Annotated in this window: 17 protein-coding genes and 2 tRNA genes; 8 read left to right on the top strand and 11 right to left on the bottom strand. The window is 63.6% G+C overall.

Features of this window, described 5'->3' with window-relative positions; all coding sequences use genetic code 11:
* Nucleotides 1-109: 109 nt before the first annotated feature.
* Together C2L65_RS09285 and C2L65_RS09280 are read left to right on the top strand one after the other, a co-directional pair.
* Entirely contained in the window at nucleotides 110-1,690 is a 1,581-nt protein-coding gene (locus C2L65_RS09285; protein WP_042315015.1) for an FAD-binding oxidoreductase, read from the top strand.
* Nucleotides 1,691-1,712: 22 nt separating this feature from the next.
* The gene (locus C2L65_RS09280; RefSeq protein WP_042315014.1) at nucleotides 1,713-2,105 is read left to right on the top strand and encodes a hypothetical protein; all 393 of its coding nucleotides are present in this window, start codon (nucleotides 1,713-1,715) and stop codon (nucleotides 2,103-2,105) included.
* On the opposite strand, the gene C2L65_RS09275 is transcribed toward C2L65_RS09280, so the two are convergent.
* From C2L65_RS09275 to C2L65_RS09235, 9 genes are all read right to left on the bottom strand, one after another.
* Nucleotides 2,106-3,077: a DUF1571 domain-containing protein gene (locus C2L65_RS09275; RefSeq protein ID WP_042315012.1), complete on the bottom strand. Its 972-nt coding sequence runs from the start codon at nucleotides 3,075-3,077 to the stop codon at nucleotides 2,106-2,108.
* A gap of 61 nt (nucleotides 3,078-3,138) precedes the next feature.
* On the bottom strand, nucleotides 3,139-4,926 hold the full coding sequence (locus C2L65_RS09270; RefSeq protein WP_042315010.1) for an AMP-binding protein: 1,788 nt from the start codon (nucleotides 4,924-4,926) through the stop codon (nucleotides 3,139-3,141).
* An 80-nt stretch (nucleotides 4,927-5,006) separates the two neighbouring features.
* The gene (locus C2L65_RS09265; RefSeq protein ID WP_042315009.1) at nucleotides 5,007-6,329 is read right to left on the bottom strand and encodes an acetyl-CoA C-acetyltransferase; all 1,323 of its coding nucleotides are present in this window, start codon (nucleotides 6,327-6,329) and stop codon (nucleotides 5,007-5,009) included.
* 142 nt (nucleotides 6,330-6,471) lie between these two features.
* On the bottom strand, nucleotides 6,472-7,389 hold the full coding sequence (locus C2L65_RS09260; protein WP_042315007.1) for a MaoC/PaaZ C-terminal domain-containing protein: 918 nt from the start codon (nucleotides 7,387-7,389) through the stop codon (nucleotides 6,472-6,474).
* Between the two features lie 5 nt (nucleotides 7,390-7,394).
* Nucleotides 7,395-8,822 carry a 3-oxoacyl-ACP reductase gene (locus C2L65_RS09255; protein WP_042315006.1) on the bottom strand — a complete coding sequence of 476 codons (1,428 nt, stop codon included), beginning with the start codon at nucleotides 8,820-8,822 and terminating at the stop codon, nucleotides 7,395-7,397.
* 187 nt (nucleotides 8,823-9,009) lie between these two features.
* The gene (locus C2L65_RS09250; protein WP_042315004.1) at nucleotides 9,010-10,323 is read right to left on the bottom strand and encodes a M60 family metallopeptidase; all 1,314 of its coding nucleotides are present in this window, start codon (nucleotides 10,321-10,323) and stop codon (nucleotides 9,010-9,012) included.
* A 123-nt stretch (nucleotides 10,324-10,446) separates the two neighbouring features.
* Nucleotides 10,447-12,945 carry an acyl-CoA dehydrogenase gene (locus tag C2L65_RS09245; RefSeq protein WP_042315002.1) on the bottom strand — a complete coding sequence of 833 codons (2,499 nt, stop codon included), beginning with the start codon at nucleotides 12,943-12,945 and terminating at the stop codon, nucleotides 10,447-10,449.
* Between the two features lie 212 nt (nucleotides 12,946-13,157).
* Nucleotides 13,158-14,093 carry a TetR/AcrR family transcriptional regulator gene (locus tag C2L65_RS09240; protein WP_042315001.1) on the bottom strand — a complete coding sequence of 312 codons (936 nt, stop codon included), beginning with the start codon at nucleotides 14,091-14,093 and terminating at the stop codon, nucleotides 13,158-13,160.
* Nucleotides 14,094-14,362: 269 nt separating this feature from the next.
* Entirely contained in the window at nucleotides 14,363-15,586 is a 1,224-nt protein-coding gene (locus tag C2L65_RS09235; protein WP_042314999.1) for an MFS transporter, read from the bottom strand.
* A 314-nt stretch (nucleotides 15,587-15,900) separates the two neighbouring features.
* Here C2L65_RS09235 and C2L65_RS09230 point away from each other — a divergent pair, with 314 nt between their 5' ends.
* Nucleotides 15,901-16,422 (top strand): GNAT family N-acetyltransferase, encoded by a 522-nt coding sequence (locus tag C2L65_RS09230; protein ID WP_042314998.1) that lies wholly within the window; start codon nucleotides 15,901-15,903, stop codon nucleotides 16,420-16,422.
* Nucleotides 16,423-16,556: 134 nt separating this feature from the next.
* Here the strand turns inward: C2L65_RS09230 and C2L65_RS09225 are convergent.
* Together C2L65_RS09225 and C2L65_RS09220 are read right to left on the bottom strand one after the other, a co-directional pair.
* Nucleotides 16,557-16,643 (bottom strand) — tRNA-Leu (locus tag C2L65_RS09225).
* Nucleotides 16,644-16,867: 224 nt separating this feature from the next.
* Nucleotides 16,868-16,954 (bottom strand) — tRNA-Leu (locus C2L65_RS09220).
* A gap of 406 nt (nucleotides 16,955-17,360) precedes the next feature.
* Here C2L65_RS09220 and rnr point away from each other — a divergent pair.
* The 5 genes from rnr (at nucleotide 17,361) to C2L65_RS09195 (ending at nucleotide 25,288) form a co-directional block, all read left to right on the top strand.
* A complete protein-coding gene (gene rnr, locus C2L65_RS09215; protein ID WP_042314995.1) occupies nucleotides 17,361-19,826 on the top strand; it encodes a ribonuclease R in 2,466 nt (821 codons plus the stop codon).
* Nucleotides 19,827-19,941: 115 nt separating this feature from the next.
* Complete coding sequence (rlmB, locus tag C2L65_RS09210; RefSeq protein ID WP_007587372.1) at nucleotides 19,942-20,685, top strand: 23S rRNA (guanosine(2251)-2'-O)-methyltransferase RlmB; 744 nt, start codon at nucleotides 19,942-19,944, stop codon at nucleotides 20,683-20,685.
* A gap of 796 nt (nucleotides 20,686-21,481) precedes the next feature.
* The gene (locus tag C2L65_RS09205) at nucleotides 21,482-22,351 is read left to right on the top strand and encodes an N-acetylmuramoyl-L-alanine amidase (protein ID WP_042310046.1); all 870 of its coding nucleotides are present in this window, start codon (nucleotides 21,482-21,484) and stop codon (nucleotides 22,349-22,351) included.
* Between the two features lie 95 nt (nucleotides 22,352-22,446).
* Nucleotides 22,447-23,142 carry a ribose-5-phosphate isomerase RpiA gene (rpiA, locus tag C2L65_RS09200; RefSeq protein WP_042310048.1) on the top strand — a complete coding sequence of 232 codons (696 nt, stop codon included), beginning with the start codon at nucleotides 22,447-22,449 and terminating at the stop codon, nucleotides 23,140-23,142.
* 1,072 nt (nucleotides 23,143-24,214) lie between these two features.
* Nucleotides 24,215-25,288 carry a sugar transferase gene (locus C2L65_RS09195; RefSeq protein WP_042310050.1) on the top strand — a complete coding sequence of 358 codons (1,074 nt, stop codon included), beginning with the start codon at nucleotides 24,215-24,217 and terminating at the stop codon, nucleotides 25,286-25,288.
* Nucleotides 25,289-25,441: the final 153 nt, after the last annotated feature.

The raw sequence follows: 25,441 nt of genomic DNA, 5'->3' as shown, positions 1-25,441 counted from the left end.
GCGTGTCGCGCGAACGCCTTTCGTCGACTGCCAGTAACGAACAAACGCTAACGAACTACAGCCAGCAACCCAGTCAGCCGATACCGCTTCGACACGACGAGAGGACACCTTGACACGCATCCTGCCGCCGGACATTTCCGCCGCGACGTTCGACCACGCGCTCGCCGCCTTCGAGGCGATCGTCGGCGCGACCCAGGTCGCGTCGTCGCCGGCAAGCCTTGCGCCTTATGCCGATCCGTTCGCACCGGGCTCGCTGGCGGCATCGTTCGTGCCGTCGGCGGTGCTGTTGCCCGCGAGCGTCGATGAGATCCGCGCGATTCTGCGCGTAGCGAACGAGTACCGCATTCCGCTCTGGACGGTGTCCACCGGACGCAACTTCGCGTACGGCGGCGCGGCGCCGCGTCTGCCCGGATCGGCGGTGCTGGATCTGCAGCGGATGAATAAAATTCTCGCCGTCGACGAGCAGCTCGCCTATGCACTCGTCGAACCCGGCGTCAGCTACTTCGATCTGCATCACCATCTGCGCGAGCGCGGCTACAAGCTGTGGGTCGATCCGCCCGCGGCGGGCTGGGGCAGCATCGTCGGCAACACGCTCGAACGCGGCTTCGGCACGACGGCCTACGGCGATCACGCAGCGGCGCAGTGCGGGATGGAAGTGGTGCTCGCAAATGGCGACCTCGTACGCACGGGCATGGGCGGGATCGAGATCGGTACGTCGTGGCAGGCGTTCAGGTATGGCTACGGGCCGTCGTTCGATCCGATGTTCATGCAGTCGAACTACGGCATCGTCACGAAGATGGGCGTCTGGCTGATGCCCGCGCCGAGCGCGTATCTGCTGGGCGAGATCCAGTTTCAGCGCGACGACGACCTGGAAGCGGTCGTCGAGACGTTGCGGCCGTTGCGGCTAAACGGCACGATCGGCAACCAGGCGGTGATCGAAGGCGCGCTGCGGCGCGCGGCGGGCATCGGGCCGCGCTCGCAGTGGTATCAGGGCAAGGGCGTGATGCCGGAGAGCGCGATCGCGTCGATGACCGAGGCGCTGAAAATCGGCCGCTGGAATCTGCATTACGCGCTCTACGGCGAGCGCGAAGTGATCGACGCGCAAGAAGCGATCGTGCGGCGCGCGTTTGGCCGCATTCCGGGTGCGCGGATGCTGTCGAAGACCTACGACGGCAGCGCGGAGCCGGAGGCGGGCGGCGATCGCAATCTCGCCGGCATTCCGGGCATGACGGCGTTTCGCATGCTCGACTGGCGTGGCGGCAGCGGCGCGCATGTCGACTTTTCGCCCGTCTGTCCGGCGACGGGCCGCGACGCGATGCGCCAGTATTCGATGGCCAAAGCGCGCGCCAACGAATACGGCTTCGACTATTACGGCGGCTTCACATCGGGCGAGCGGCATCTGCATCACATCGCCGCGGCGATCTTCGATAAAAGCGATGCGCGGCAGAGCGAACTGGCCGCCGATCTGCTGCGCGCATGGATGAGCGACGCGCACGGCGCGGGTTACGGCGAGTACCGCTCGCATCTCGTCTACATGGACTTCGCGGCGGCGCGCTACAACTTCAACGACGGCGCCATGCTGCGGCTGTCGGAGACGATCAAGGACGCGCTCGATCCGGCGGGGATTCTGTCGCCGGGCAAGCAGGGCATCTGGCCAAAGGCGTTTCGCAACTGGCGCGGATATACGTGAACCATGAGCGTGAGGGCATGACATGCGGCGGCGCACATTCATCGCAACGGGCGCATGGTTGTCGGCGGCACCGGCTTTCAGCGTGCCGTGGCTGCATCTGGACGGGATGCGCGCCGACCTCGCACTGATCGACACGGCGCTGCCCGAATCCACGGCGCTGAGCGATCACGCCGCGCGCATGCGTCTGCCCGTTTTCGACGTGAGCGCCACGCCGCACGCCGATATCGCCGCGCTCTGGTATGACACGCTCGCGCCGCGCGTAATGCGCTCGGGTGGACGGCTGACGCTCGTCGGTGTCACGCGCGCCGCCGATTTCTTCGTGCTCGCGCGGCTCGCGCTGCCACCCGCCGCACCGGTCACGCGCGCGCGCAGCGTGCCGCAGCGCGCCTCGGTCGCGTTCGCGCTGACGACCTGATCAGAACCGGTATTCGGGGTTTTTTGGATCGAACGCCATGTCGTCGAAGGTTTTCGGCGTGATCGTCAGGAACACGATGCGTTCGAAAATCTGTCCATCGTTGCCGTACGATTCGGCCATCCGGAAATACGGGTGCCGCAGATCGAGGCCGAGCACTTCTTTTTTCGCGTAGTACTCCGGCTGGCCCGTGGGCGTTTCGTACGTGAAGGCAATGACGCGCACGCCGTCGATGGTTCGCACGTCGATCTCCGCAGGCCGTGTGATGCCCACATTGGCGAATTTTTTGCCTTCGTCGAGAAACTGCTGCGCGATAAATTCGGTGCCGAGATCGCGCACCTGATGGTTCGATTGCGAGCGCGCCAGCGTGCCGTTGATCGATGTCCACAGCGGGATGATGTTGAAGATGCCGCCGAGATGGCCGTACATCTCGTCGGCGCGCTTCGACGCGTCGTAGATGATTTCCTGGCCCGCATGGGGGCCGTCGGGCAGCCACCGGCCGTAGATGCGCAGCGGCTCGCGCGTGAGCCGCACGAGCATGTGATCGGGCCGGCGCGGCCAGATGCCGCGAATGCGCTCCTGGCGCAGCATCGTGAACTCGTACGACGGGTAGCCGTTCGGTCCTTCCTCGATATAGCGCGGCAGCGTGAGTGGATCGAACGATTCGAACAGCGCGACGAGCTGCGCGTCGTCCATCTGTTCGAGCGCGCCGCTTTGCGCGGCGTTGCGCAGCCATTTGACCTGCTGCTCGAGCGGCAGCTTCGCGGCATTTGCGACGGCCTCACTGGCTCCCAGCGTGACCTGCGGGGCGACAAGCGCGGCGAGCGCGGATGCATCGTTCTGCGCAGCGGCGGCCCCCGCGATCAACACGCAAACCATCTGCGCGACGAGCAGCGATATCCAGCGCGAGCCAGCACGCCAGCGACGACTGAACCGGTAGCGCGAACGCTTTCCCACAAACTCCGGGTGACGCATCAATCGCTCCCAAAAGCGCGGAAGGCTTCGCCATTGCTACGCGGTCAGGCGCGCGAAACCGTCACGAGGTTGTCTGCTTTGCCAGCTCCTGATCGCGCAGCTCGCGCCGCAGGATCTTGCCGACATTCGTTTGCGGAAGCTCGTCGCGGAACTCGACGACCTTCGGCACCTTGTAGCCTGTGAGATTCTTGCGGCAATGCGCGATCACCTGTTCCTCGGTGAGCGAAGGGTTGCGTCGCACGACGAAGACTTTCACGCGCTCGCCCTGTGCGACGTCGGGAATACCGATCGCGGCCACTTCGCGCACGTCGGGGTGCATCGCGATCACGTCCTCGATCTCGTTCGGATACACATTAAAACCCGACACAAGAATCATGTCTTTCTTGCGGTCGATCAGCCGGATATAGCCGCGCGAATCCATCACGCCGATATCGCCTGTCGCGAGCCAGCCGTCGTCGTCGAGCACCTTCGCGGTTTCGTCGGGACGGTTCCAGTAGCCTTTCATCACCTGCGGACCTTGCACGCACAACTCGCCCGGCTCGCCGATATTCGCCCAGCTGCCATCGTCCTTGCGAAAGCGCACCTGAGTGGACGGCGCGGGCAGGCCGATCGAGCCGTCGAACTCGCGCATGTGCTTGAGATCCACCGGGTTCATCGACACGATCGGCGAACATTCCGTCAGCCCATAGCCCTCGATGATCGGCTTGCCCGTCACCTCGCGGAAACGGTCGGCCACGGCCTTTTGCATCGCCATGCCGCCCGCCATCGCGAGCTTGAGCTTCGAGAAGTCGCGCTGGCGGAATTCTTCGTTGTCGAGAAACGCGTTGTAGAGCGTGTTGACGGCCGTGATGCCCGTGAAGGTTTCGTTACGCAGGATCTTCATCACCATCTTGATGTCGCGCGGATTCGCGATCAGGATGTTGCGCCCGCCCAGTCCCATGAAAATCATCGCGTTCACGGTCAGCGAGTAGATGTGATAGAGCGGCAGCGGCGTGAGCACCGTTTCGATATCGTCGGTCAGCTGGCCTTCCGCCCAGACTTTCGCCTGCAACAGATTCGCGACCATGTTCCGGTGGGTGAGCATCGCGCCTTTCGCGACGCCCGTCGTGCCGCCCGTGTATTGCAGGAACGCGAGGTCCGTGGGGGAAATCTGCACGGGCGCCAGCGTGCGTCTGTAGCACGTTGCGAGCGCATCCAGTAGCGGCACGGCTTGCGGCAGGTTGTACGCGGGTACGAGCTTCTTCACGTGGCGCAGCATGAAGTTGATCAGCTTGCCTTTCAGGTTCAGACCGTCCTTGAGCAGATCACCGAGACCCGTGACAATCACGTTCTGCACGCGTGTACCCGGCAGCGAGTCTTCGACCGTCTTCGCGAAGTTCTCGAACACGATGATGGTTTGCGCGGCGCTGTCCTTCAGCTGATGCGACAGTTCGCGCACCGTATAGAGCGGATTCACGTTGACGACGATCGCGCCTGCCTTCAGCGCGCCGAACAGCGCGATCGGATACTGGAACGTGTTCGGCAGCATGATCGCGACGCGGTCGCCGGGCTTCACGCCGATGCTCTGCAAGTAGGCCGCGAACGCCGTCGCCTTGCGCGCCAGTTCGGCGTACGTGAGACTTTCGCCGACGCTCACATAGGCGACGCGCTCGCGAAAGCGCGTCGTGCATTCGTCGAAGAACTCGACCAGCGACGCATACTGCGACACGTCGATCTCGCGCGGCACATCGGGCGCGTACGATGCATACCAGATGCCGTCCGTGTTCGGCGCGCGCTGCGCTTGTGTCTGTGCCTGCGTCTGGGTTTGCATCTGCGTCTGCGTTGATTGTGATGTGGTCGGCTCGGTCATAGCGGTGTCTCCCGGTGTACTAGCTTTGTCGTTGTATGTGTCGTGTGCATGAATCGTGCGGGTGCGGATGGCGCGCGATTCTACCGTTCCAGAATCGCGACCACACCCTGGCCGCCCGCCGCGCAGATCGAAATCAGCCCGCGCGCGGTGCCCGCCGGCTTGTCGAGCTGCGCGAGCATCTTTGCGAGCCCCGCGACGATCCGTCCGCCCGTGGCGGCGAACGGATGGCCCGTCGCGAGCGATCCGCCGTGTACGTTCATTTTCGCGCGATCGATGGTTCCCAGCGCGCCTTCGAGTCCCAGTTGCGTGCGGCAGTACTCATCGTCCTGCCAGGCGGCGAGCGTGCAGAGCACCTGCGCCGCGAACGCCTCGTGAATTTCGTAGAAGTCGAAATCCTGCAACGTCAGGCCCGAGCGTTTCAGCATGCGCGGCACGGCGTATGCCGGCGCCATCAGCAAACCCTCCTTTTTGTCGAAAAAATCGACGGCGGCCGTCTCGTGCCAGGTGAGCCATGCGAGCACGGGAAGGCCGCGCGCCGCTGCCCATTCCTCGCTCGCGAGCAGCACGGCCGATGCGCCGTCCGTCAACGGCGTCGAGTTGCCCGCCGTCATCGTGCCCGCGTCGCGGTCGAACACGGGTTTTAGCGTGGCCAGCTTGTCCAGCGTCAGATCGCTGCGCAGGTTGTTGTCGCGCGCGAGACCGCGAAACGGCGTCATCAGGTCGTTCAGAAAGCCGCGTGCATACGCTTCCGTCAGCTTGCGGTGGCTATCGTAGGCGAGCACATCTTGTGCCTCGCGCGAAATGCCCCAGCGCTTGGCCATCAGCTCGCAGTGCTCGCCCATCGACAGCCCCGTGCGCGGCTCGCTGTTACGCGGCAAAAGCGGCTTGAAGAACATGCCGGGGCGCAGCTTCGCGAGCGCGCCGACGCGCTGTCCCGCCGACCTGCCGCGGTTCGCTTCGAGCAGGATCTTGCGCATCCGTTCGTTGACGCCGATGGGCGCGTCCGACGTCGTATCGGCGCCGCCCGCAATGCCCGCGTCGATCTGGCCGAGCGCGATCTTGTTGGCCACCAGAATCGCCGCTTCGAGGCCCGTGCCGCACGCCTGCTGCACGTCGTAGGCGGGCGTTTCCTTCGCCAGCGTGGTCGACAGCACGGCTTCGCGCGTCAGGTTGTAGTCGCGCGAATGCTTGATGACGGCGCCCGCCGCGACTTCGCCGAGGCGCTCGCCATGCAGGTTGTAGCGGTCGATCAGACCTTGCAGCGTGAAGGTCAGCATGTCCTGGTTCGAGGCCGTCGCGTAGGCGGTGTTCGAGCGCGCGAACGGGATGCGGTTGCCGCCCAGTATCGCGACGCGGCGCGCGGTGGGAAGCGCTTGTAAGAATGGGTGTGACGAGTCAGGCATCAATGGGCTCCCGGGTCGTGTCCGTCTGTTGGGCGGATCGGATCGTGCATGCAGCGCCCGTCACCTGCTTGAAACGAATCAGGCCGGGCATTGATTCCAACGTCGGATGCATGTCGTGCAGCGCGGTGCGCGCGGCACGGCGTCATTGCAGATTCCACTGGAAGCGGCCGCGCAGATGCGGCTTGCCGCCTTCGGGATCGCGTACTTCGAATTCGCGCGCAGTGGGCGAGGGCGATGCCGTCCACAGCGACGCTTCGCCCGGCAGCAGCATCGGCAGCTTGAACTCGCCTGCGAGTGTCGCGTCGGCGAGGCGCTTGGGCGGCTGGAGTGCCGCCGCCGTGCGTGCGAGCGTCCACATGCCGTGGGCGATCGCGCGCGGAAAGCCGAACGCTTTTGCCGAGAGCATCGACAGATGGATCGGATTGAAGTCGCCCGATGCCTTCGCGTAGTCGCGGCCCAGTTGCGACGGCAGTTGCCAGCGCGCCGCGCGCACCAGCGCATCGCCCGCCGTCTCCAGCGGCGCGAGCGGATCGCCGCTCGCCGCGACGCCGCGCTTCAGATACACGCTGTCGCCGTCCCAGACCGCCTCGCCGCGGCGATAGACGCGCGTTTGCACCACGAACGCCTGGCCCTTGTCGTGGCGCAGGCGCGCGCCGAATTCGACTTCGACGCGCAAGGTGTCGTCGAACGAAAGCGGGCGGCGCATGTGTACGCTGTTCGCCAGATGGACGAGGCCGAGGGCGGACCATGGAAACGCGGGGTCCGTCAGCAACAGCAGATGCAGCGGAAACGCCAGCAGATGCGGGAACGTGAATGGAATGCCCTGCTCGGGGAAAAAGCCGCACACGCGCGCATAGCGCTCGATCGCGACGGAGTCGAGCGACACGGCGGGGCGCACGAGCCGAAGCGCGGGCAGATCGGTCGAACGGTTGCGCTGGAAGCCCTTGACGACGCCCGTCAGCGCCCGCGCATACAGCTTCGCGGGTTTGGGCAGCTCCGGCAGCACGACCGTTTTCAGGCGCGGCGCGCCGAACATCGAGCTGGAGTCGTAGAACGCCATGACGGTCACGCTCCTATCAGGCTTTGCCCGCACACACGCACGACCTGGCCCGTCACGCCCGCCGAGCCGGGATGCGCAAGCCAGGCGATGGTCTGCGCGACGTCGGCGGGCTGGCCGCCCTGGCTCATCGAATTCATCCGCCGGCCGGCTTCGCGCAGCGCGAGTGGCATCTTCGCGGTCATCTGCGTTTCGATGAAGCCGGGCGCGACCGCGTTGATCGTGATGCGCCGCGCGGCCAGATACGGCGCCATGCCCTGCACGCGGCCGATCACGCCCGCTTTCGATGCCGCGTAGTTGGTCTGTCCCATGTTTCCCGCGATACCGCTGATCGACGATACACAGACAATGCGCCCGCCGTCGCGCAGCGTGCCCGCTTCGAGCAGCGCGTCGTCGATGCGCTCCTGCGCCGACAGATTGATGTCGATCACGCTGCGCCACGCCGCTTCCGTCATCTTCGCGATGGTTTTGTCTTTCGTGATGCCCGCGTTGTGTACGAACACGTCGACGCCGAGTTCGTCGAGCGCTGCGGCGATCTGCGCGGGCGTCTCAGGCGCGGCGATGTCCAGCGCGAGCGCCGTGCCGCCGAGCGGGCGCAGGGTGGCGTCGAGCGCGTCGGTGGCGCTGGGAATGTCGATGCCGATCACATGTGCGCCTTGCGCTGCGAGCACGTTCGCAATCGCCGCGCCGATGCCGCGCGCGGCACCCGTCACGACGGCGCGCTGGCCGGCGAGCGGCTGGGTCCAGTCGAAGTCGGGGCCGAAGTGCTGCGCGATTCCGCCGGGCGCCGCGCCGATCCGCACGACCTGGCCTGACACGTACGCCGAGCGAGGCGACAGAAAGAAGCGCAACGTCGATTCGATGCCGCTTTCGGCGCCTTGTGACACATAGATCAGATTGGCCGCGATGCCGCGCCGCGCTTCCTTGCCGAGCGAGCGCGTCACGCCTTCGAGCGCGCGTTGCGCCGTCCACTGGCGTGGGCTGACGCACGCCTCGGGCGGGCGGCCGAGCACGACGATCCGGCCGCATTTGCCGAGCGAGCGCAGCGCGTCGTGAAAGAACGCGTAGAGCGACTCCAGTTGCACGCTGCTTTCGATGCCGCTCGCGTCGAACACGAGCGCCCTGACGCGCGCCTGCGAGCCGGTTGCGGGATCGGCGGGTTCGAAGCGGCCCGTCATCAGGCCGTGGCGGTTCGCGAGCGGCACCCACAGGCCCGCGCTGGCATGCGCGACGCTCGTCATGCCGATATGCGCGACGACGTCGGCGAGCGCGTCGAGCAATTGCGGCGCCGGCCCCGCGCCGACGGCGACGATGCCGTCGAATTCCGGCGCATCGGCGCGGTAGCGGCGCAGTACCTCGGGCTTCGGCAAACCGAGCGAACGCGCGACCCGCGCGCCCAGCGGCGAATTGACGAAGTTCAGGTAGGAATCGTTCACGTTATTGGCTCCTGGCTCCCGGACCGGCGGATGAACGACAGTGTGCATGGAGCGCGTGACTTGCCGCAAGTTGGGGGACGGATTTGCGAGGGCGGGGTGTCTGCATGGGCATGTTGCGGTGCGTTGCGTGGAGCCGATTCTGTCATGGGCGAGCCGCGCCGCAGCCGGAAGCTTCAGCCCTGGCCGGTCAGGTTTCGATCGCGCGCACGGGAAGACGCAGCGCGGCGATCTTGCCGTAGGCGTCCGCGCTGGCCCGCAAGCCCCATTTTTCGAAGAACGGACGCAGGTCGTTGCCGGATACCATGCACATCGCCATCACGAACTGGTCTACCTTTTCCGCCTCGGATACGTCGTAAGGCAGAGGATGCTCACGGTAATACCGGAACAGCCGGGTGAAGAGATCCCAGCCGTAGGCGTGCTTCAGCTGATCGAACATCACGAGCCGCACGAATGTCAGCTCCTCGTATTTGCCGCCCGGGTCCGATACGTAGTTGCGCGCCGCGCGGGCCAGATAATCGCGCGCCCGCTCGCGGGGCGTGATGCCGTCATATTCGGGCTCGTCCAGCCGGTTGGGCTCACCCAGCTTCTCCTGCACATACAGCGAGAACAGGTTGACGGAGACTTCGGCCAGCGTTTCCCATGTCCAGGAGTCCTGCTGGTGCGTATGTCCGACCTCATGCCAGATAGCCCATTCACTGCGCAGACGCGCCGGGTCGGTCAGATCGGCCGTGTTGCCCGCGAACATGCCGATGAATTGATCGGTGGCGTACATGTACACGCCTGTTCTTTCCTTGGGCAAGGTGCGGAAGTCGACTACGAAGTGCTCGCGCAGCGGCGTGCGCGCGTCGGTCGGTTTTGTGTCGTCGAATCCTGCCAGCGCATCCTGCATCGCCAGCACCTGCCCGATGGCCGCCAGAGTGGCCGATGGATCGGCGATGGGTGCGTGCCGGTACACGCCGCGTGGCAACGTGATCATGCTGTACTGGCCGACGATCTGAACGAACGGCGCGTCCGCGTAGTTGTCCAGCTGCGCCCGCCAGTCGTCCATGCTCGTGCGGCCTTGCACGAAAAGGGGCAAGGGCTTGCCATCCGCGATCGATACATCGACTTCAGTCGACATGGCGGGCTTGCCGCCCGGCGCGGTGATCCTGATGAATAGCGGACCGTTCTGCCTGGCGACGAAGCGGTTGTTACCGTTGCGCAGTGGCGCCGCCTGCTGACCCGTCGACTTTCCGTACATAGGGCGGAAGCCGACCATTGCGCTCGCACGATACGCATTTGGCATGCCGCTGATGTTCACGCGCACGGTCTCGCCCTTGCGCACGTAGCGACCCGTGGGTTGCTGATCCGACAGTTCCATGATGGTGTTCATGCGTTTCATCTCGGCTTCGGCCGAGGGTAGCGGCGTGAATGAATAGCGTCCCGACCGGTTGTCGAAGTTGGCAGCGGACGCTGCCGAGGCGATAAAGACAAGGCCGACAAGTGTTGGAATCCTTAGCATCTGTATGTCCCTTCTTCGAGTTGTTTTGGGAATGCTAATGGATTGGCGAAGAAAGCAGGGCGTTTGCCGGTCGACGCCCTGCAGTAACCATCAAAACGATGCGCGGCGAATCGAGCCGATGCGTCACGCGGCCAGTTCCATCGCCTTGTCGAGCGCTTCCTTGCGCCGTTGCAGATCGGCGAGCAGGCCGAAGTCCGCGGGAAAATCGTCGACCTTTACGACTTCTGCGCCATAACGCGCGTAGTCGTCGAGTACCTTGCGCTCGTCCTCGTCGATCAGTCCGCGCTGCTGCGCCGCTTCCGTCCATTCGGCGAGGTCGGCGAGGCTTTGCGGAATCGGCTCGATGCGGCCACGTTTGATCGCTTCGCGCAAGCGCTGTTCTAGATGAGCGACCTGCGGCGTCAGCGCAAAGGCCAGCTCGCCGTAGCCGATCGCGTCGACACTGGCGTGCGGCACGTACGAATCGGCGAGCAGCCGGTCGCGCGTGTCGCCCGGCGTCTGCATCAGCTCGGCGATCGCGCTGCCGAGCGCATCGGACGGCGCGCGATGAGGCAGGCCGAACGGAAACGCGAGCACCCGCACGAGCCCTGCGGCGAATCGGTTCGGATAGTTTTGCAGCACGCCGTCCAGCGCAAGTTGCGCGCGATACAGCGCATCTTCGACGCCCCATTGCACGAGCGCCAGATCGCTGCCTTGACGGCCTTCGTCTTCGAAGCGCTTGAGCGTCGCGGAGATCAGATAGAGCTGCGACAGCACGTCGCCCAGACGTGCCGAGATACGTTCGCGCCGCTTCAGTTCGCCGCCGAGCACGAGCATCGACACGTCGGCGAGCAGTGCGAAGATGGTAGAAAGCCGCGTCGCCGCGCGATAGTAGCGTGCAAGCGGCGCGTGCGCGCGCTGCGGTTTCGCGATCAGCGCGCCGCCCGTCACGCCATGCACGAAACTGCGCACCGCATTCGACAGCGTGAAACTCATATGTCCGAAGAACGCGTCGTCGAAATCGCGCAGCGCTTTTGCGCGATCGGGTTCGCGCGTCGCGGCCATTTCCTTGAGCACATACGGATGGCAGCGGATCGCGCCCTGACCGAAGATGATCAGGCAGCGCGTGAGGATATTCGCGCCTTCGACGGTGATCGAAATAGGCACCTGCTGGTACGCGCGCGCGAGAAAGTTCGACGGCCCCATGCAGATGCCTTTGCCCGCGACGACATCCATGCCGTCGTCGATTACCTCGCGGTTGCGCTCGGTGATGTGGTACTTCGAGATCGCCGAAATCACCGACGGCTTTTCGCCGAGATCGACGGCCTGTGCGGACAGGCGGCGCGCGGCGTCCATCACGTAGAGGTTGCCGCCCATGCGCCCGAGCGCTTCCTGCACGCCCTCGAACTTGCCGATCGCCGTGCGGAACTGGCGCCGCACGGCCGCATACGCGCCAACGCCGCGTACCGCGAGCTTCGACATCCCGACGTTCGACGACGGCAGCGAAATCGCGCGGCCGGCTGCGAGGCATTCCATCAGCATGCGCCAGCCGTTGCCGACCTGCGCGCGTCCGCCGATCACCCAGTCGAGCGGGATGAACACGTCGTTGCCCCAGTTCGGGCCGTTCTGGAACACGGCGTTGAGCGGCCAGTGACGGCGGCCGATGTGTACGCCCGGATGGCGGGTCGGAATCAGCGCGCAGGTGATGCCCGGTTCGTCATCGCTGCCGAGCAGATGGTCGGGATCGAGCGCGCGAAACGCGAGGCCGAGCACCGTCGCGATCGGCCCGAGCGTGATGTAACGCTTGTTCCACGTGACGCGAAAGCCGAGCGTTTCGCGTCCCTCGAACGTGCTCTTGCAGATGATGCCGACGTCGGGAATCGCCGCCGCGTCGGAGCCTGCGTAAGGGCTCGTCAGCGCGAAGCAGGGGATCTCGTCGCCGCGCGCGAGACGTGGCAGATAGTGGTTCTTCTGCGCGTCGGTGCCGTAGTGCAGCAGCAGTTCGGCTGGGCCGAGCGAGTTCGGCACCATCACGGAGACGGCGGCCGCCGAGCAGCGCGTCGAAAGCTTCATGATGACCTGCGAATGCGCGTAGGCGCCGAAGCCTTTACCGCCGTACTGCTTCGGGATGATCATCCCGAGAAAGCCTTTGTCCTTGACGAACTGCCACGCTTTCGGCGACAGGTCCTGCCAGATGGCCGTGGTTTCCCAGTCGTTCGCGAGGTCGCAGAGTTGTTCGCACTCGTTGTCCAGGAACGCCTGTTCCTCGACCGACAGCTTCGCAGGGCCGTAGCCGAGCAGCGTGTCCCAATTCGGGCGCCCCGAGAAGAGCGAGGCGTCCCACCAGACGGTGCCCGCTTCGATAGCGTCGCGCTCGGTCGGCGACATGTCGGGCAGGATCTTGCGGAACAGGTCGAGCACCCGCGCACTGAGCAACGTGCGGCGCAGCGGTTTGAGCGTCAGCACCAGCGCGGGAAGGACGAGCACGATCGAGAGCAGGATCGTCGCCGTCACACCGGCTGCGTGCGTCACGAAGGCAGCGGCGACCCACACGACGAGGAACGCAAGCCACCACGAGGCCCGCGCCTGCACATAGACGAGCGCCGCAGCGGCGACGATCAGCGCAACGATGAACCAGATCATGGCGATCCCTCCTTTTCGATTTTTAAGGGCGAGCGCAGCTTGCGATGTATTCGAGTTGTCTGGTGCGGGGCGAGCGCCCGCTCTTATCCGTTGCAGCCTGTGTGCCCGCCGCCCCGAGCGGCGCGTCTAATGCGGTTCAGGACAGGCGTGGTGTCGTTTGATTTGAAGCGCAGGCACCTGTGATAGTGCCTGCGCGTTTGCCGCAGCGGGCGTCAGCTATGCGTCGCGTAGTATGTGCCGCAATTCCGCGTGTCGGACTGCCGGTCCGCTTGCGCCGGTTGCGCTGGTTGCGCGAATGACCCCAGGCCGGTGCGGTGGACCGCGTCTGTCGATGGTTGCTGCTGCGGTGCTTGCGGCGTCGATTGGGTCTGCGGCTCCGAGGCCGGGGCCGTCTGCGATCCGTCCTGTGCCGCCTGCCGAACCGCATCGCACGCGATGTCGGCGCTGCCCGCATCGCCAAGCACGGAGGCGAACACGGCGAGCTGGCTCGCGTCGGGCAGCGGCGCTTTCAGCGCGGACACGATCAGCGACGCGAGCCGTGCGATCAACTGCAGGTCGTTCATCGACTTGCCTTGCGAGAACTCGTTGATCAGGCTGTCGGTGTCGGCGCCCGCCAGCACGCCGGAGAGCGCGCCGATCGCGAAGTGCAGCCGCCAGCCGAGTTCCTCGCGCGGCAGATGCGGCAGCGCGCGCTGGAACGCCTCGAAAAAGCGCACGGCGACGGACGCGTAGTGAGCATTCAGGAAATCGCGGATGAACGGCGACGGATCGGTGTACGCGCGGCCCAGCAGCCGCAGGAACGCCTTGCCGCCGATCCGCGTGTCGCGCGAGACGCGCAGCGCCGGAATGAACATCGCGCCCAGCACGTGCTCGCAGGTCAGACGCGCGCCGAGCATCGTGTCGAAACGGTCGAGCAGCTTGAGGCGCTCCTGATTCAGCAGATCGAGGCGGCGCGACAGCATCGCGTGCATCAGCGCTTCCTTGCTGCCGAAGTGGTAGTTGACGGCGGCCAGATTGACCTCCGCCTTCGACGTGATCTGCCGCAGCGACATCGCTTCATAACCGCATTCGATGAAGAGCGTCTCGGCGGCATCGAGGATGCGCGATTTCGTGTCGCCGGCCTGGCGGCTCGTTGTCCGTGTCGTCATTTATGTCTCCCTTTGTCGGCTCTCACCGGCCTAAACAATCGATTCAAATCGAAATTTGAAACGTGCGTTCTTTTTCAGGATAAGAATGCAGTCGGTGATCGGGCAAGAGGTGAGTGTCGATAAATCCCTCTAAAAGTGCCCGACCGCACGCGCCCTCGAAGACGACGTGGACAAAAAAGGCCGCTCCGAAACGAATCGGAGCGGCCTCGTATCTGCTGCATTGGCCAAGGCGCCGCGGCGCCCTTATGTTGGGTATGCGGTGCGTGTACTCAATGCACCGTCGCCGCGACCTGTTCGGCAGATTGGGTCATATCTATGCCGCGTCGTTCGCGGCTAAAGAGGATAAAGACGGCGATCACGACGGCGACGATGCCGATCACCGTCGCCATCACGGTCGCGTAGTCGTTGCCGTGCGCTTCGGCGATGCCCGCCTGGAGCGGCCCGTTCACCGACGCGATCAGGTTGCCCAATTGGTACACGAGGCCTGGAAAGGTCGCGCGAATCTCATCCGGCGAGATTTCGTTCAGATGCACGGGAATCACGCCCCACGCGCCTTGCACCGAAATCTGCATCAGGAATGCGCCCGCCGCGAGCAGCACGGGCGTCGACGAGAACGCCCACAGCGGCAGCACGGGCAGCGCGATCAGCGCGGCGAAGCAGATCGCGCGTTTGCGGCCGATCTTCTCGGACAGCGCACCGAAAAACAGGCCGCCGCAGATCGCGCCGATGTTCAGCACGATCGTGATCCATTGGACGGTATGGGCGTCGTGGTTGTGCTGCACGCGCAGGAAGGTCGGATATAGATCCTGTGAGCCGTGCGAGAAGAAGTTGAACGCCGTCATCAGGATGATTGCGTAGACGGACAGCTTCCAGTTCTGCTTGAGCGTGGCCACGAGGCCGGGGCGGGTCTTTTTTTCGAGCGTCTTGAACGCGGGCGATTCGGGCACGTGCGCGCGGATGTACAGCACGAGCAGTGCAGGCAGCACACCGATGAAGAACATGCCGCGCCAGCCGATGTACTGGTACAACTGCCCGAACACGAGTCCCGCGAGCAGATAGCCGCTCGGATAGCCCGCCTGCAGCAGGCCGGAGACGAAGCCGCGTGCTCTGGGCGGCACGGTTTCCATCGTCAGCGCGCCGCCGACGCCCCATTCGCCGCCCATCGCGATGCCGAACAGGGCGCGCAGCACGAGCAGCGTAGTGAGATTCGGCGAGAGCCCGGACAACAGTTCCAGCAGCGAAAAGCACGCGATGTTGACCATCAGCGTGGGGCGGCGACCGAACTTGTCGGCGAGGTAGCCGAAGATGAGCGCGCCGACGGGCCGCATCATCAGGGTCAACATGATGGCGAACGAAACCGATTTGATATCGGTGCCGAATTCGCTTGCGATATCTTTCAGAACGAAAACCATCAGAAAGAAATCGAATGCGTCCAGAGTCCAGCCTAAATATGCCGCGATCGTGACGTTTCTCTGTTCCCGAGTCCAGCTCATTTCAATTGTTCTCCTGTCGATCGGAGTTGGCGCTTTAGCGCTTACTCTGATTTCATGCAACCTGGTTGCGGTCTCCAATGGTTCGTGCCATTCAATAAGCGGTGAAAGACCTGGGATGGCACGGCGTGCCCCGTAGCTGAAGGCTTCGACGAGTGTACGCCGACCATTAAGCGGTTGCATGAAACAAGCCGGCTTTGTCAGTGCTAATCCCTAGATAATCGTTTTCGGAATGCGCAATAATGTTTGGCGAATGTAATTAATGTATTGATTCCGATTGAATATGGTTTGTGATTCGTAATTTACGGGAATAACAATTGCTGCCTTCTTTCGCTTCGCAGAGGCTGGCTTTAAAGCCGCGCACGCTAGCCGATCTCGACGATTGCATCGCGATGGATCGTGATCCTGAGGTCACGCGGCATGTCGAAGGTCCGTGGCATGAGCCGGATGCGCATCGACGGTTTGTCGTGGATCGCATCACCCGCGCGTATCCGGATGGACTCGGCTACTGGTCGATTTTCGAGCGCGACGCGCCGGCGCGATTTGTCGGCTGGGTGCTGCTGATTCCAGAAGACACGCATGGGCCGGAGGTCGAGATCGGCTGGCGCCTCGTGCGCGATGCCTGGGGCAGAGGCATTGCCAGCGAGGCGGCGCGTATCGTTGTCGCGCATGCGTTTGGCACGGTTGGGCTGGAGTCGGTGGTTGCGGGTATCGCCGAGGGCAATGTCGCTTCGCAGCGCGTCGCGCAGAAGCTGGGGATGAGGCGCGAGGGAAATGTGGACGGATATGTCCGGTTCAGGCTGGCGCGCGCTGCCTTGAGCAGTTGTTGTGCAAGCTGATGCGATGTACGTGCAGTATGCAGTATGAGCACGCGGGTCGTTCTGTTGCGGATCGAGCCCGCATGAGACCGACCAAAAACAAAAAACCCCGCAGGCTTATCGCTTTGCGGGGTGATTTGTTTAGCTTAAGAGAGTGGTGCCCAGGAGAGGACTCGAACCTCCACGGTGTTGCCACCGCTAGGACCTGAACCTAGTGCGTCTACCAATTCCGCCACCTGGGCACGTCTCAAGCTAGACCGCTATTTTAACGAGAAGATTCTGCGTGTCAATCGGTATTTTGAAAGCGCTTCATCTTTTCGTCAGGTTGTTCGCGCATCAAATGACTCGACGATCAACCGTTACTGCAACTTCCTGCGTTGCTTCCTCGCGACCGTAAAGCCGCCGCGAAGCGCAATGCACTCATAACAATGAAAAACCGCCCGAAGGCGGCTTTTCATTTGAATCTTGGTGCCCAAGAGAGGACTCGAACCTCCACGGTGTTGCCACCGCTAGGACCTGAACCTAGTGCGTCTACCAATTTCGCCACCTGGGCAAGGTGCGTTTGAAGCAGAGACCGAGATTATAGCGGGTCGAAGAAGCGTGTCAAGCATTTCGCGAAAACATTCGCACGACGGCCGCAACGCACGCGCACGAGCACCGCGCGCGTCGCGCAATCGCCCGCCGGGCGGCGCGTAGCGGGCGAGACGGGTGTTAGAATCGCCGCAGTAGCAGGCTGGCGCGGGGCATCCGTCCGTGGTCCGCGTGACGGGCCGGCGGGGTCTCGGTCGAGGCCTCGCTCGGGGCCGCATTCGCGGCCGAACGGTTGTCGACGGTCAGAGAGCAGTCGCAGTCAACGAAGTCATCGAAGTCACAAGAGCAGCAGTTGCAGTTCAAGTTCAGTTAGAGCAGCGTCACCATCCGCCGACGTCCACGCAACGAGAACAATCATCGACAAGCCCTTGAGCAAATATCCGTATCCGATTCCAAGCCGCGAAGAAATCCTCGGCGTGCTGCGCACGAGTGAAACGCCGCTTGCAGCGAACGACATCGCCGAAGCGCTGTCGATCAAGCGCCAGGAGCGCGAAGGGTTTTTCAAGCGCCTTGCCGCAATGGAGCGTGATGGCCAGATCAGACTCGATCAGCGCGGCCATTATCAGCTGACTCATCCGTCGAACTTCGTCGCGGGCCGCGTGCAGGGCCATCGCGACGGGTATGGCTTTCTGATTCGCGACGACGGCCAGGACGACCTGTTCCTGCCGACGGGCGAAATGCAGAAGGTCATGCACAACGACCGCGTGCTGGCGCGCATCGTCGGCTATGACCGGCGCGGGCGCCCCGAAGGCCATATCGTCGAGGTGACGGACCGCGCGAACAAGCGCGTGATCGGCCGGCTGCTGAACGAGAACGGCGCGCTGATCGTCGCGCCCGAAGAAAAGCGCATCGGCCACGACATCCTGATCACGCAGAACACGAAGAAGGCGAAGGTCGGGCAAGTGGTGGTCGTCGAGCTGACGGACTTTCCGAGCCGCCATTCGCAGCCGCTGGGGCGCGTCGTCGAAGTGCTGGGCGACATCGACGACCCCGGCATGGAAATCGAAATCGCGGTGCGCAAATATGGCGTGCCGCACGAGTTCAGCCAGGCCGCTCTCGACGCCGCCGCGAAGCTGCCCGACGAAGTGCGGCCGGTCGACATGAAGCACCGCGTCGACCTGCGCGACGTGCCGCTCGTCACGATCGACGGCGAAGATGCGCGCGACTTCGACGACGCCGTTTACTGCGAGCCGGTGAAGGTCGGGCGCGGCGATGGTTTCCGGCTGATCGTCGCGATCGCCGACGTGTCGCATTACGTGCTGCCCGACGGCGGCCTCGATGTCGATGCGATCGAGCGCAGCACGTCGGTGTATTTCCCGCGCCGCGTGATTCCCATGCTGCCGGAGAAGCTGTCGAACGGTCTCTGTTCGCTCAATCCGAACGTGGACCGCTGCGTGCTCGTGTGCGACATGGTCATCACCGCGCGCGGCGAGATCAAGGCGTATCAGTTCTATCCTGGCGTCATGCATTCGGCCGCGCGTCTCACGTACACGGAAGTCGCGGCCGTACTGACCAACACGAAGGGTCCGGAAGCGACGCGCCGCGCCGCTTTGCTGCCGCAACTGCAGAATCTGTATGGCGTCTACAAGTCGCTCTTCGCCGCGCGCCAGAAGCGCGGTGCGATCGACTTCGATACGACGGAGACGTACATCGTCTGCAACGCGCAGGGCAAGATCGAGCAGATCGTGCCGCGTCATCGCAACGAAGCGCACAAGCTGATCGAAGAATGCATGCTGGCCGCGAACGTGTGCGCGGCCGACTTCATGAAGCGCAACAAGCATCCGGGTCTGTACCGCGTACACGCGGGACCGACGACGGAGCGCCTCGAAAACCTGCGCACGTTCCTGCGCGGCATGGGCCTGACGCTCGGCGGCGGCGACACGCCGCACGCCAGCGACTACGCCGCGCTGATGGCGCACATCCGCGATCGTCCCGACGCGCAGATGCTGCAGACGATGCTGTTGCGCTCGATGCAGCAGGCCGTCTACAGCCCGGACAATATCGGCCACTTCGGTCTTGCGTATGAAGCGTATGCGCACTTCACGAGCCCGATTCGCCGCTATCCCGACCTGCTGACGCACCGCGCGATCTACGCGATCCTGCAGGGCCGCAAGTACGAGCCGCAGGCACCGCACGGCGTCGAGCTGAACACGGCGCTGTCGCCGCGTGCCCGCGCGTTGCAGGCGGAAGACGAGAAGCGCGGCAATCGCCCCGAGCGCGGCCGTCCGAACACGGCGATCTGGGAAGAACTCGGCCTGCATTGCTCGGCGAACGAGCGTCGCGCGGACGAAGCATCGCGCGACGTCGAGGCGTGGCTCAAGTGTTACTTCATGCGCGACAAGCTCGGCGAAGAGTATGGCGGCATGGTGAGCGGCGTGACGTCGTTCGGCATCTTCGTGCAACTCGACGCGCTGTTTATCGAAGGGCTCGTACACGTGACGGAACTTGGCTCGGACTACTTCCAGTACGACGAGATCAAGAACGAGCTGCGCGGCGAGCGCACGGGCATCCGTTATCGTTTGTCGGATCGCGTGCGGGTGCAGGTGAGCCGCGTCGATCTCGACGCGCGCAAGATCGATTTCCGTCTGGTGCGCGACACGCCCGTGAAGTCGCAGTCGCATCGCGCGGCTTCTTTGGACAAGGCGAGCGATGTCGGCGGCCCGCGCGTGCGTTCCATCGACCGCGCGACGCAGGTCGACGGCGCGCGGCGCAAGAAGGCTGCACCCGCGCAGACGGCTGCCGTAAAGGAAGCGCGCACGGCGCGCAAGGCGGCGGCGTCGAAGAAGCGCGCGGCGTCGAAGTCGACCGCGAAGCCGGTCCACAAGAAGCGTTGATTCTGTATTAACGCCGCGCGCGCTTCATGCGTGTACGGCGCTCATTCTCATCGGGCGCGCGCTGACTGGTTCGATTGGTTCAGTCAGGCGCGCTCATTCAAAGGTTGTTCTAGTCATGTCACGTCTCAAGGTTCTCTACGGTTTTCATGCGGTGACGGCACGCTTGCGTCACGATTCATCGACGGTCGAAGAAATCTATTACGACCAGAGCCGCCGCGATCGCCGGATGAACGAGTTTCTGGCCGTGGCGAAAGAGGCGGGAGTCCGCCTGATTGCCGCCGACGAGACGCGGCTGTGGGGACTTGCGCATACGGAGCGGCACCAGGGCGTAGTGGCGCGTGCGGGCGATCTGCCTTTGGCGCAGAACCTTGCCGAACTGCTCGATGGTGTTCAGGGGCCGGCGTTGTTGCTGGTGCTTGATGGGATTACGGATCCGCATAATCTCGGCGCGTGTTTGCGGGTTGCCGATGCGGCGGGCGCGCATGCTGTGATTGCGCCGCGCGACCGGGCGGTGGGTTTGAATGCCACGGCGGCGAAGGTGGCCAGCGGTGCGGCTGATACGGTGCCGTATATCACTGTGACTAATCTCGCTCGCGCGTTGCGTGAATTGAAGGATGCTGGGGTTTGGGTCGTTGGCACGGCCGGGGAGGCGACGGCGTCGCTGTATGAGACGAAGCTCGATGGGCCTGTTGCGATTGTTGTCGGTGCCGAAGGCGAGGGGATGCGGAGGCTTACACGCGATACGTGTGATGAGGTGATGAATATTCCTATGGCTGGGTCTGTTGAAAGCCTCAACGTTTCTGTTGCCTCAGGCGTTTGTCTTTTTGAAGCCGTGCGGCAGAGGGGTGTTAAGAAGTAGGTTTTTTTGTCTGCGACGGTGGGTGGTCCGCTTTGCTTTGCTTTGCTTTGCGCTGGCATCCGCGATTCGTTAGCGTGCTTCACGCGTTGCCCCTGTGCGGGGCGGCACCTACTTTTCTTTGCCGCCGCAAAGAAAAGTAGGCAAAAGAAAGCGGCTCACACCGCCAACATTTCTTCTTGCCTGAGGGCCCCCAACGGGTCTTACGCTTCACACGGCGGCGCGTCCGTTCAGCGCATGTTGCCAACGCTCCGAATGAGCGCCTCACCCGCTTCAAATACCCGTACACGTGCTAGCGGCAGCGACTGGTATGTGCCGCCCAGGTGGCAAACTGTGTGCAGGTTGTCGCGTCGTATAGCTCGGCGCTCTTACGGGGTGGAGCGCATGCGCTACCGGTCCGAAGTGTGGCGTGTGTGGCACTACGGCCTACACACAGTTTGCCACCTGGGCGGCGGAGGACTATCTGGCAAGGCATGCTGAAACGCGGGCGCGCGAAGCGGGTGATGCGCACAGCAAGAGCGCTGGCAACGGTCTTGAATCGAGAAGTTGCCGCGAGAAGTAAGGGACCGGTTGGGGTCCCTCAGGCGGGAAGAAATGTTGGCGGTGTGAGCCGCTTTCTTTTGCCTACTTTTCTTTGCGGCGGCAAAGAAAAGTAGGTGCCGCCCCGCACAGGGGCAACGCATGCGAACCAGAGACGCAACGCGGATGCCAGCGCAAAGGCCAAAACACCGACCGATGCAACCCGCGCCGCGAACGCAAAAACCGCAAAAAGCCAGGAACCGAAACAGCCCCAGCCGCGATGAAACCCACCTCAATCCCCCTGGCACCGCTAGCGCTAGCAGCAACACTACTAACAGCCTGCACCCCGACCATCATCCACCACACCACCTACTACACAGACACATCTCACACAGCGCAATACCAGGACACCCGCATCCGCTTCCTCGTGATGCACTACACCGAGATCGACGAAAAACAGTCGCTAGACGTTCTAACGCATGAACAGGTCAGCGCCCACTACGTCATCCCCGATCATCCAAAAGAAAAAAACGGCGAACCGATCATCTGGCAACTGGTGCCCGAATCACAACGCGCCTGGCACGCAGGCCTCAGTTCCTGGCAAGGCACAACAGAACTGAACGCCGCCTCGATCGGCATCGAAAACGTGAACCTCGGCCCCATCGACACACCGCAGGGCCGCACCTGGCAACCCTATCCGCCGGAGCAGGTCAGCGCGATGATCCGCCTCGCAAAAGACATCGTCACGCGATACAACATTCCGCCGACGCGCATCGTCGGCCATAGCGACATCGCGCCGCAGCGCAAGATCGACCCGGGCCCGCTCTTCCCGTGGAAGCAACTCTACGATGCAGGCGTCGGCGCATGGCCCGACGATGCAACCGTCGCAAAAGAACTCGCCGGCCGCGATCCGCATGCGCCCACCGACGTCCGCGCGCTCCAGCAAAAGCTCGCACGCTACGGCTATGAAGTCGCGACGGACGGCGTGCTCAACGACAGCACGCGCCGCGTGTTCGCCGCGTTCCAGATGCATTTCCGTCCCGCCGATTACTCGGGTAATCCCGATGCGCAAACCGATGCGATCGCTCAGGCGCTGCTCGACAAGTACGCGCAGGCCGCCCCGCCAGAACCGGCACGGCCCGCGCCATGAACGGCAAGCGCACGCTCAACATGCGCAATAAATCCGGCCCCGCGCCTCGACTCCGGTAAACTTGCATTTTTCCGCTTGCCCTGGCATTTCTCATCATGACTCAAGACGAACTCAAGCAACTGGTCGGCCAAGCCGCCGCCGACTACGTGATCGCAAACGTGCCCGAAGGCGCCATCATCGGCGTCGGCACCGGCTCGACGGCGAACTGCTTCATCGACGCGCTCGCCGCCCACAAGTCGCGCTATCGCGGCGCGGTGTCCAGCTCGGTCGCGACGACGGCGCGCCTGCAATCGCACGGCATCCAGGTGTTCGATCTGAACGACATCGAATCGCTGCCCGTCTATGTCGACGGCGCCGATGAAATCGATCACGGCGGCGCAATGATCAAGGGCGGCGGCGGCGCGCTCACGCGCGAGAAAATCGTCGCGTCGGTGTCGGAGAAGTTCGTGTGCATCGCGGACGCGAGCAAGGTCGTCGACGTGCTCGGCCAGTTTCCGCTCCCCATCGAAGTCGTACCGATGGCGCGCACGGCAATCGGCCGCCGCGTGACAGCGATGGGCGGCGTGCCCGTCGTGCGCGTGACGAAGGACGGCTCGCCGTTCATCACCGACAACGGCAACGAGATTCTCGACGTCAAGGGCCTGCGCATCAGCGATCCGCGCACGGTCGAAACGCACATCAACGCGTGGCCGGGTGTCGTGACGGTGGGCCTGTTCGCAACGCGCGGCGCGGATCTCTGCCTGCTCGGCACGGCGAACGGCGTCGAGACGATCGACTACGCGAAACGCTGACGACCGCAGCCGCCGGTGCGCGTGAGCGCAGCGCAACCGCGCCGGCGGCCCTCGCGTCGTGCCATCGTACTGACGACGCGACGCGATATCAGGACGGCCCGCAGGGCTGCTCCGATGTTCTTCCTTCCAATGAAAGCGGTCCACGTCGGACAGTCGGACGGCATCCATTCCGTCAGACTTGCGTTGTCCTGAATCGCCAGCGGTATCCCGAGTAAGCGGCTTGGCGAGCGACGACAACACGGCGCGAAAACGTCTCTCATCCCATTCCGCATTCGGGTATACGCGCGCCTTCTTCGACGTGCGTCGATTCTTCCGCAAGTAGTTAAGATTACGAATCGAAAGTACGGTAGATGCGCCGACCAAAGAGCGTGCGCGTGCGTTCGCGAGCTTTGCCCGAATGGATCGTAGTGAGCTTGAACCTAAGCATATGTGCGCTCGCGCACACTACGCGCACACGCTCCGCAGATACAAGATCAATAGACGTGCTCGTGCCATCACGCGTGGATCGCTGTAAAGTTTCGCATGCACACGACTCTCTACAAGCGCTACGGTTCGAGCACGACAGAGAGACGTTGCTGCGTGAACCGACTGACAACACGACGAAGCCACACACACTACTAACGCTCGTCGCAGATCTCTTCGAATCGCAGAGTCGCAGAACATTTCTCGCTCTCAATAACGACCTCGCAGCGATTTCAACCCTTCAAACACGCGTTGCGTGCGCGAGCGCACGCAACGCGCAAAGTTGTCGCCGCATCTAATCGGGTTGCACCGAAGGCGCATCCGACGATCGCGAATCGTTGGTGGGATTGCGCACGGAATCGCTGCTGCCATCCCCGTACCTTATCGATGTGATTTGCGCATTACCTGCCTGCATCGATGGCGGACGGCGACATCACAGGGGACCGCGCAAAGTGGGCGGCCCGCAAAGCGAAAGCGGCAACGTGCAGCAGCAAATGGACACAGCAAGGTTGCTGCCGGACACGATGGCTTTCGCGATGCGAGCGACGACTATGCGAACAGCGGCGGCTAAACATCGACCATTGAACACGCGACGCAGTGGGGTAGGGACATGTCCGAGCTGGTGCATCGTGCGATCGATATCGCGCTAATCGTGCTGGGCGCTTTTGGCGCACTGCACTTGAACCTGAACCTCAACGTGGCCGCAGTGGGTCCGGCACATCAGCTCGACCCAACGCTCGTCGCGTTCGTCGCGGCGCTGGCGTTATCGGTGTTTCCAGCGTGTGGAACCTATCCGCCGCGAGGGCGGCATCCCGTCGCGAGCGTCGCCGGCCGGACGGCATTTGCATGGCTCGCCGTGCAGCTCTGCGGGCTTGCCTTGCTCTACGCGATTCATCGCGACAACCTGATTTCCATGCCGTGGTTCATCTACTGGACACTGACCACGGGCATTTCGCTGCTCGCCTCGCATACGCTTTTCTTCGCGCAATTCAGCGTCGCCCGCCAGGCCACCGCATGGCTCAGGCGCGAGGACACGGACCTCGATCTGGTCGAAACCGAACCGCATACGGGCGCGGTCGGGCATGCCGTCAAGCGGGTCTTCGACGTCACGGTCGGCCTGACGATGATCCTGGCGCTGCTGCCCTTGCTCGCGCTGATTGCGCTGGTCGTGAAGTTGGACGGTGGTCCGTCGATCTACGGTCATACACGCGTGGGCCGCAATGGCGAAAAGTTTCGCTGCCTCAAGTTCCGCTCGATGGTGGTCAATTCGCAGCAGGTACTCGAAGAGTTGCTCGCGAGCGATCCCGTGGCGCGCGCCGAGTGGGACCGCGAGTTCAAGCTCAAGAATGATGTGCGGGTGACGCGCATCGGCCACTTCCTGCGCCGCACGAGCCTCGACGAACTGCCGCAGCTATGGAACGTCGTGCGCGGCGAGATGAGCCTGGTCGGCCCGCGTCCGATCGTTGCCCAGGAACTGGAGCGCTATGGCGCCAACAGCAAGTACTACCTGATGGCGACGCCCGGCATCACCGGTCTCTGGCAGGTGAGCGGGCGCTGCGAAACCGATTACGCCACGCGGGTGTCGCTCGACGTCACTTACGTGAAGAACTGGTCGTTGCACAGCGACATCGGCATTCTCTTCAAGACGATCCTTGTTGTGATCAAGGGGAACGGCGCTTACTGACTTTGCGGAGATTGCGGTCTGAATGTCGCTCGTGGCACGAGGCAACACGGGCATGGGCATGTACGAGAGGGCATCACCAGGCATCGTGGAATGAGTAGCACCGGGCCCGTATTCGCTGCGCACGGTACGCAGCGGGACAGCCAACACGCAACA

Origin of the sequence: Paraburkholderia terrae, assembly GCF_002902925.1 — a bacterium.
Classification (GTDB): Bacteria; Pseudomonadota; Gammaproteobacteria; order Burkholderiales; family Burkholderiaceae; genus Paraburkholderia; species Paraburkholderia terrae.
The sequence above is the reverse complement of the archived record's forward strand: the minus strand, read 5'-3'. Positions and strand labels throughout refer to the sequence as shown.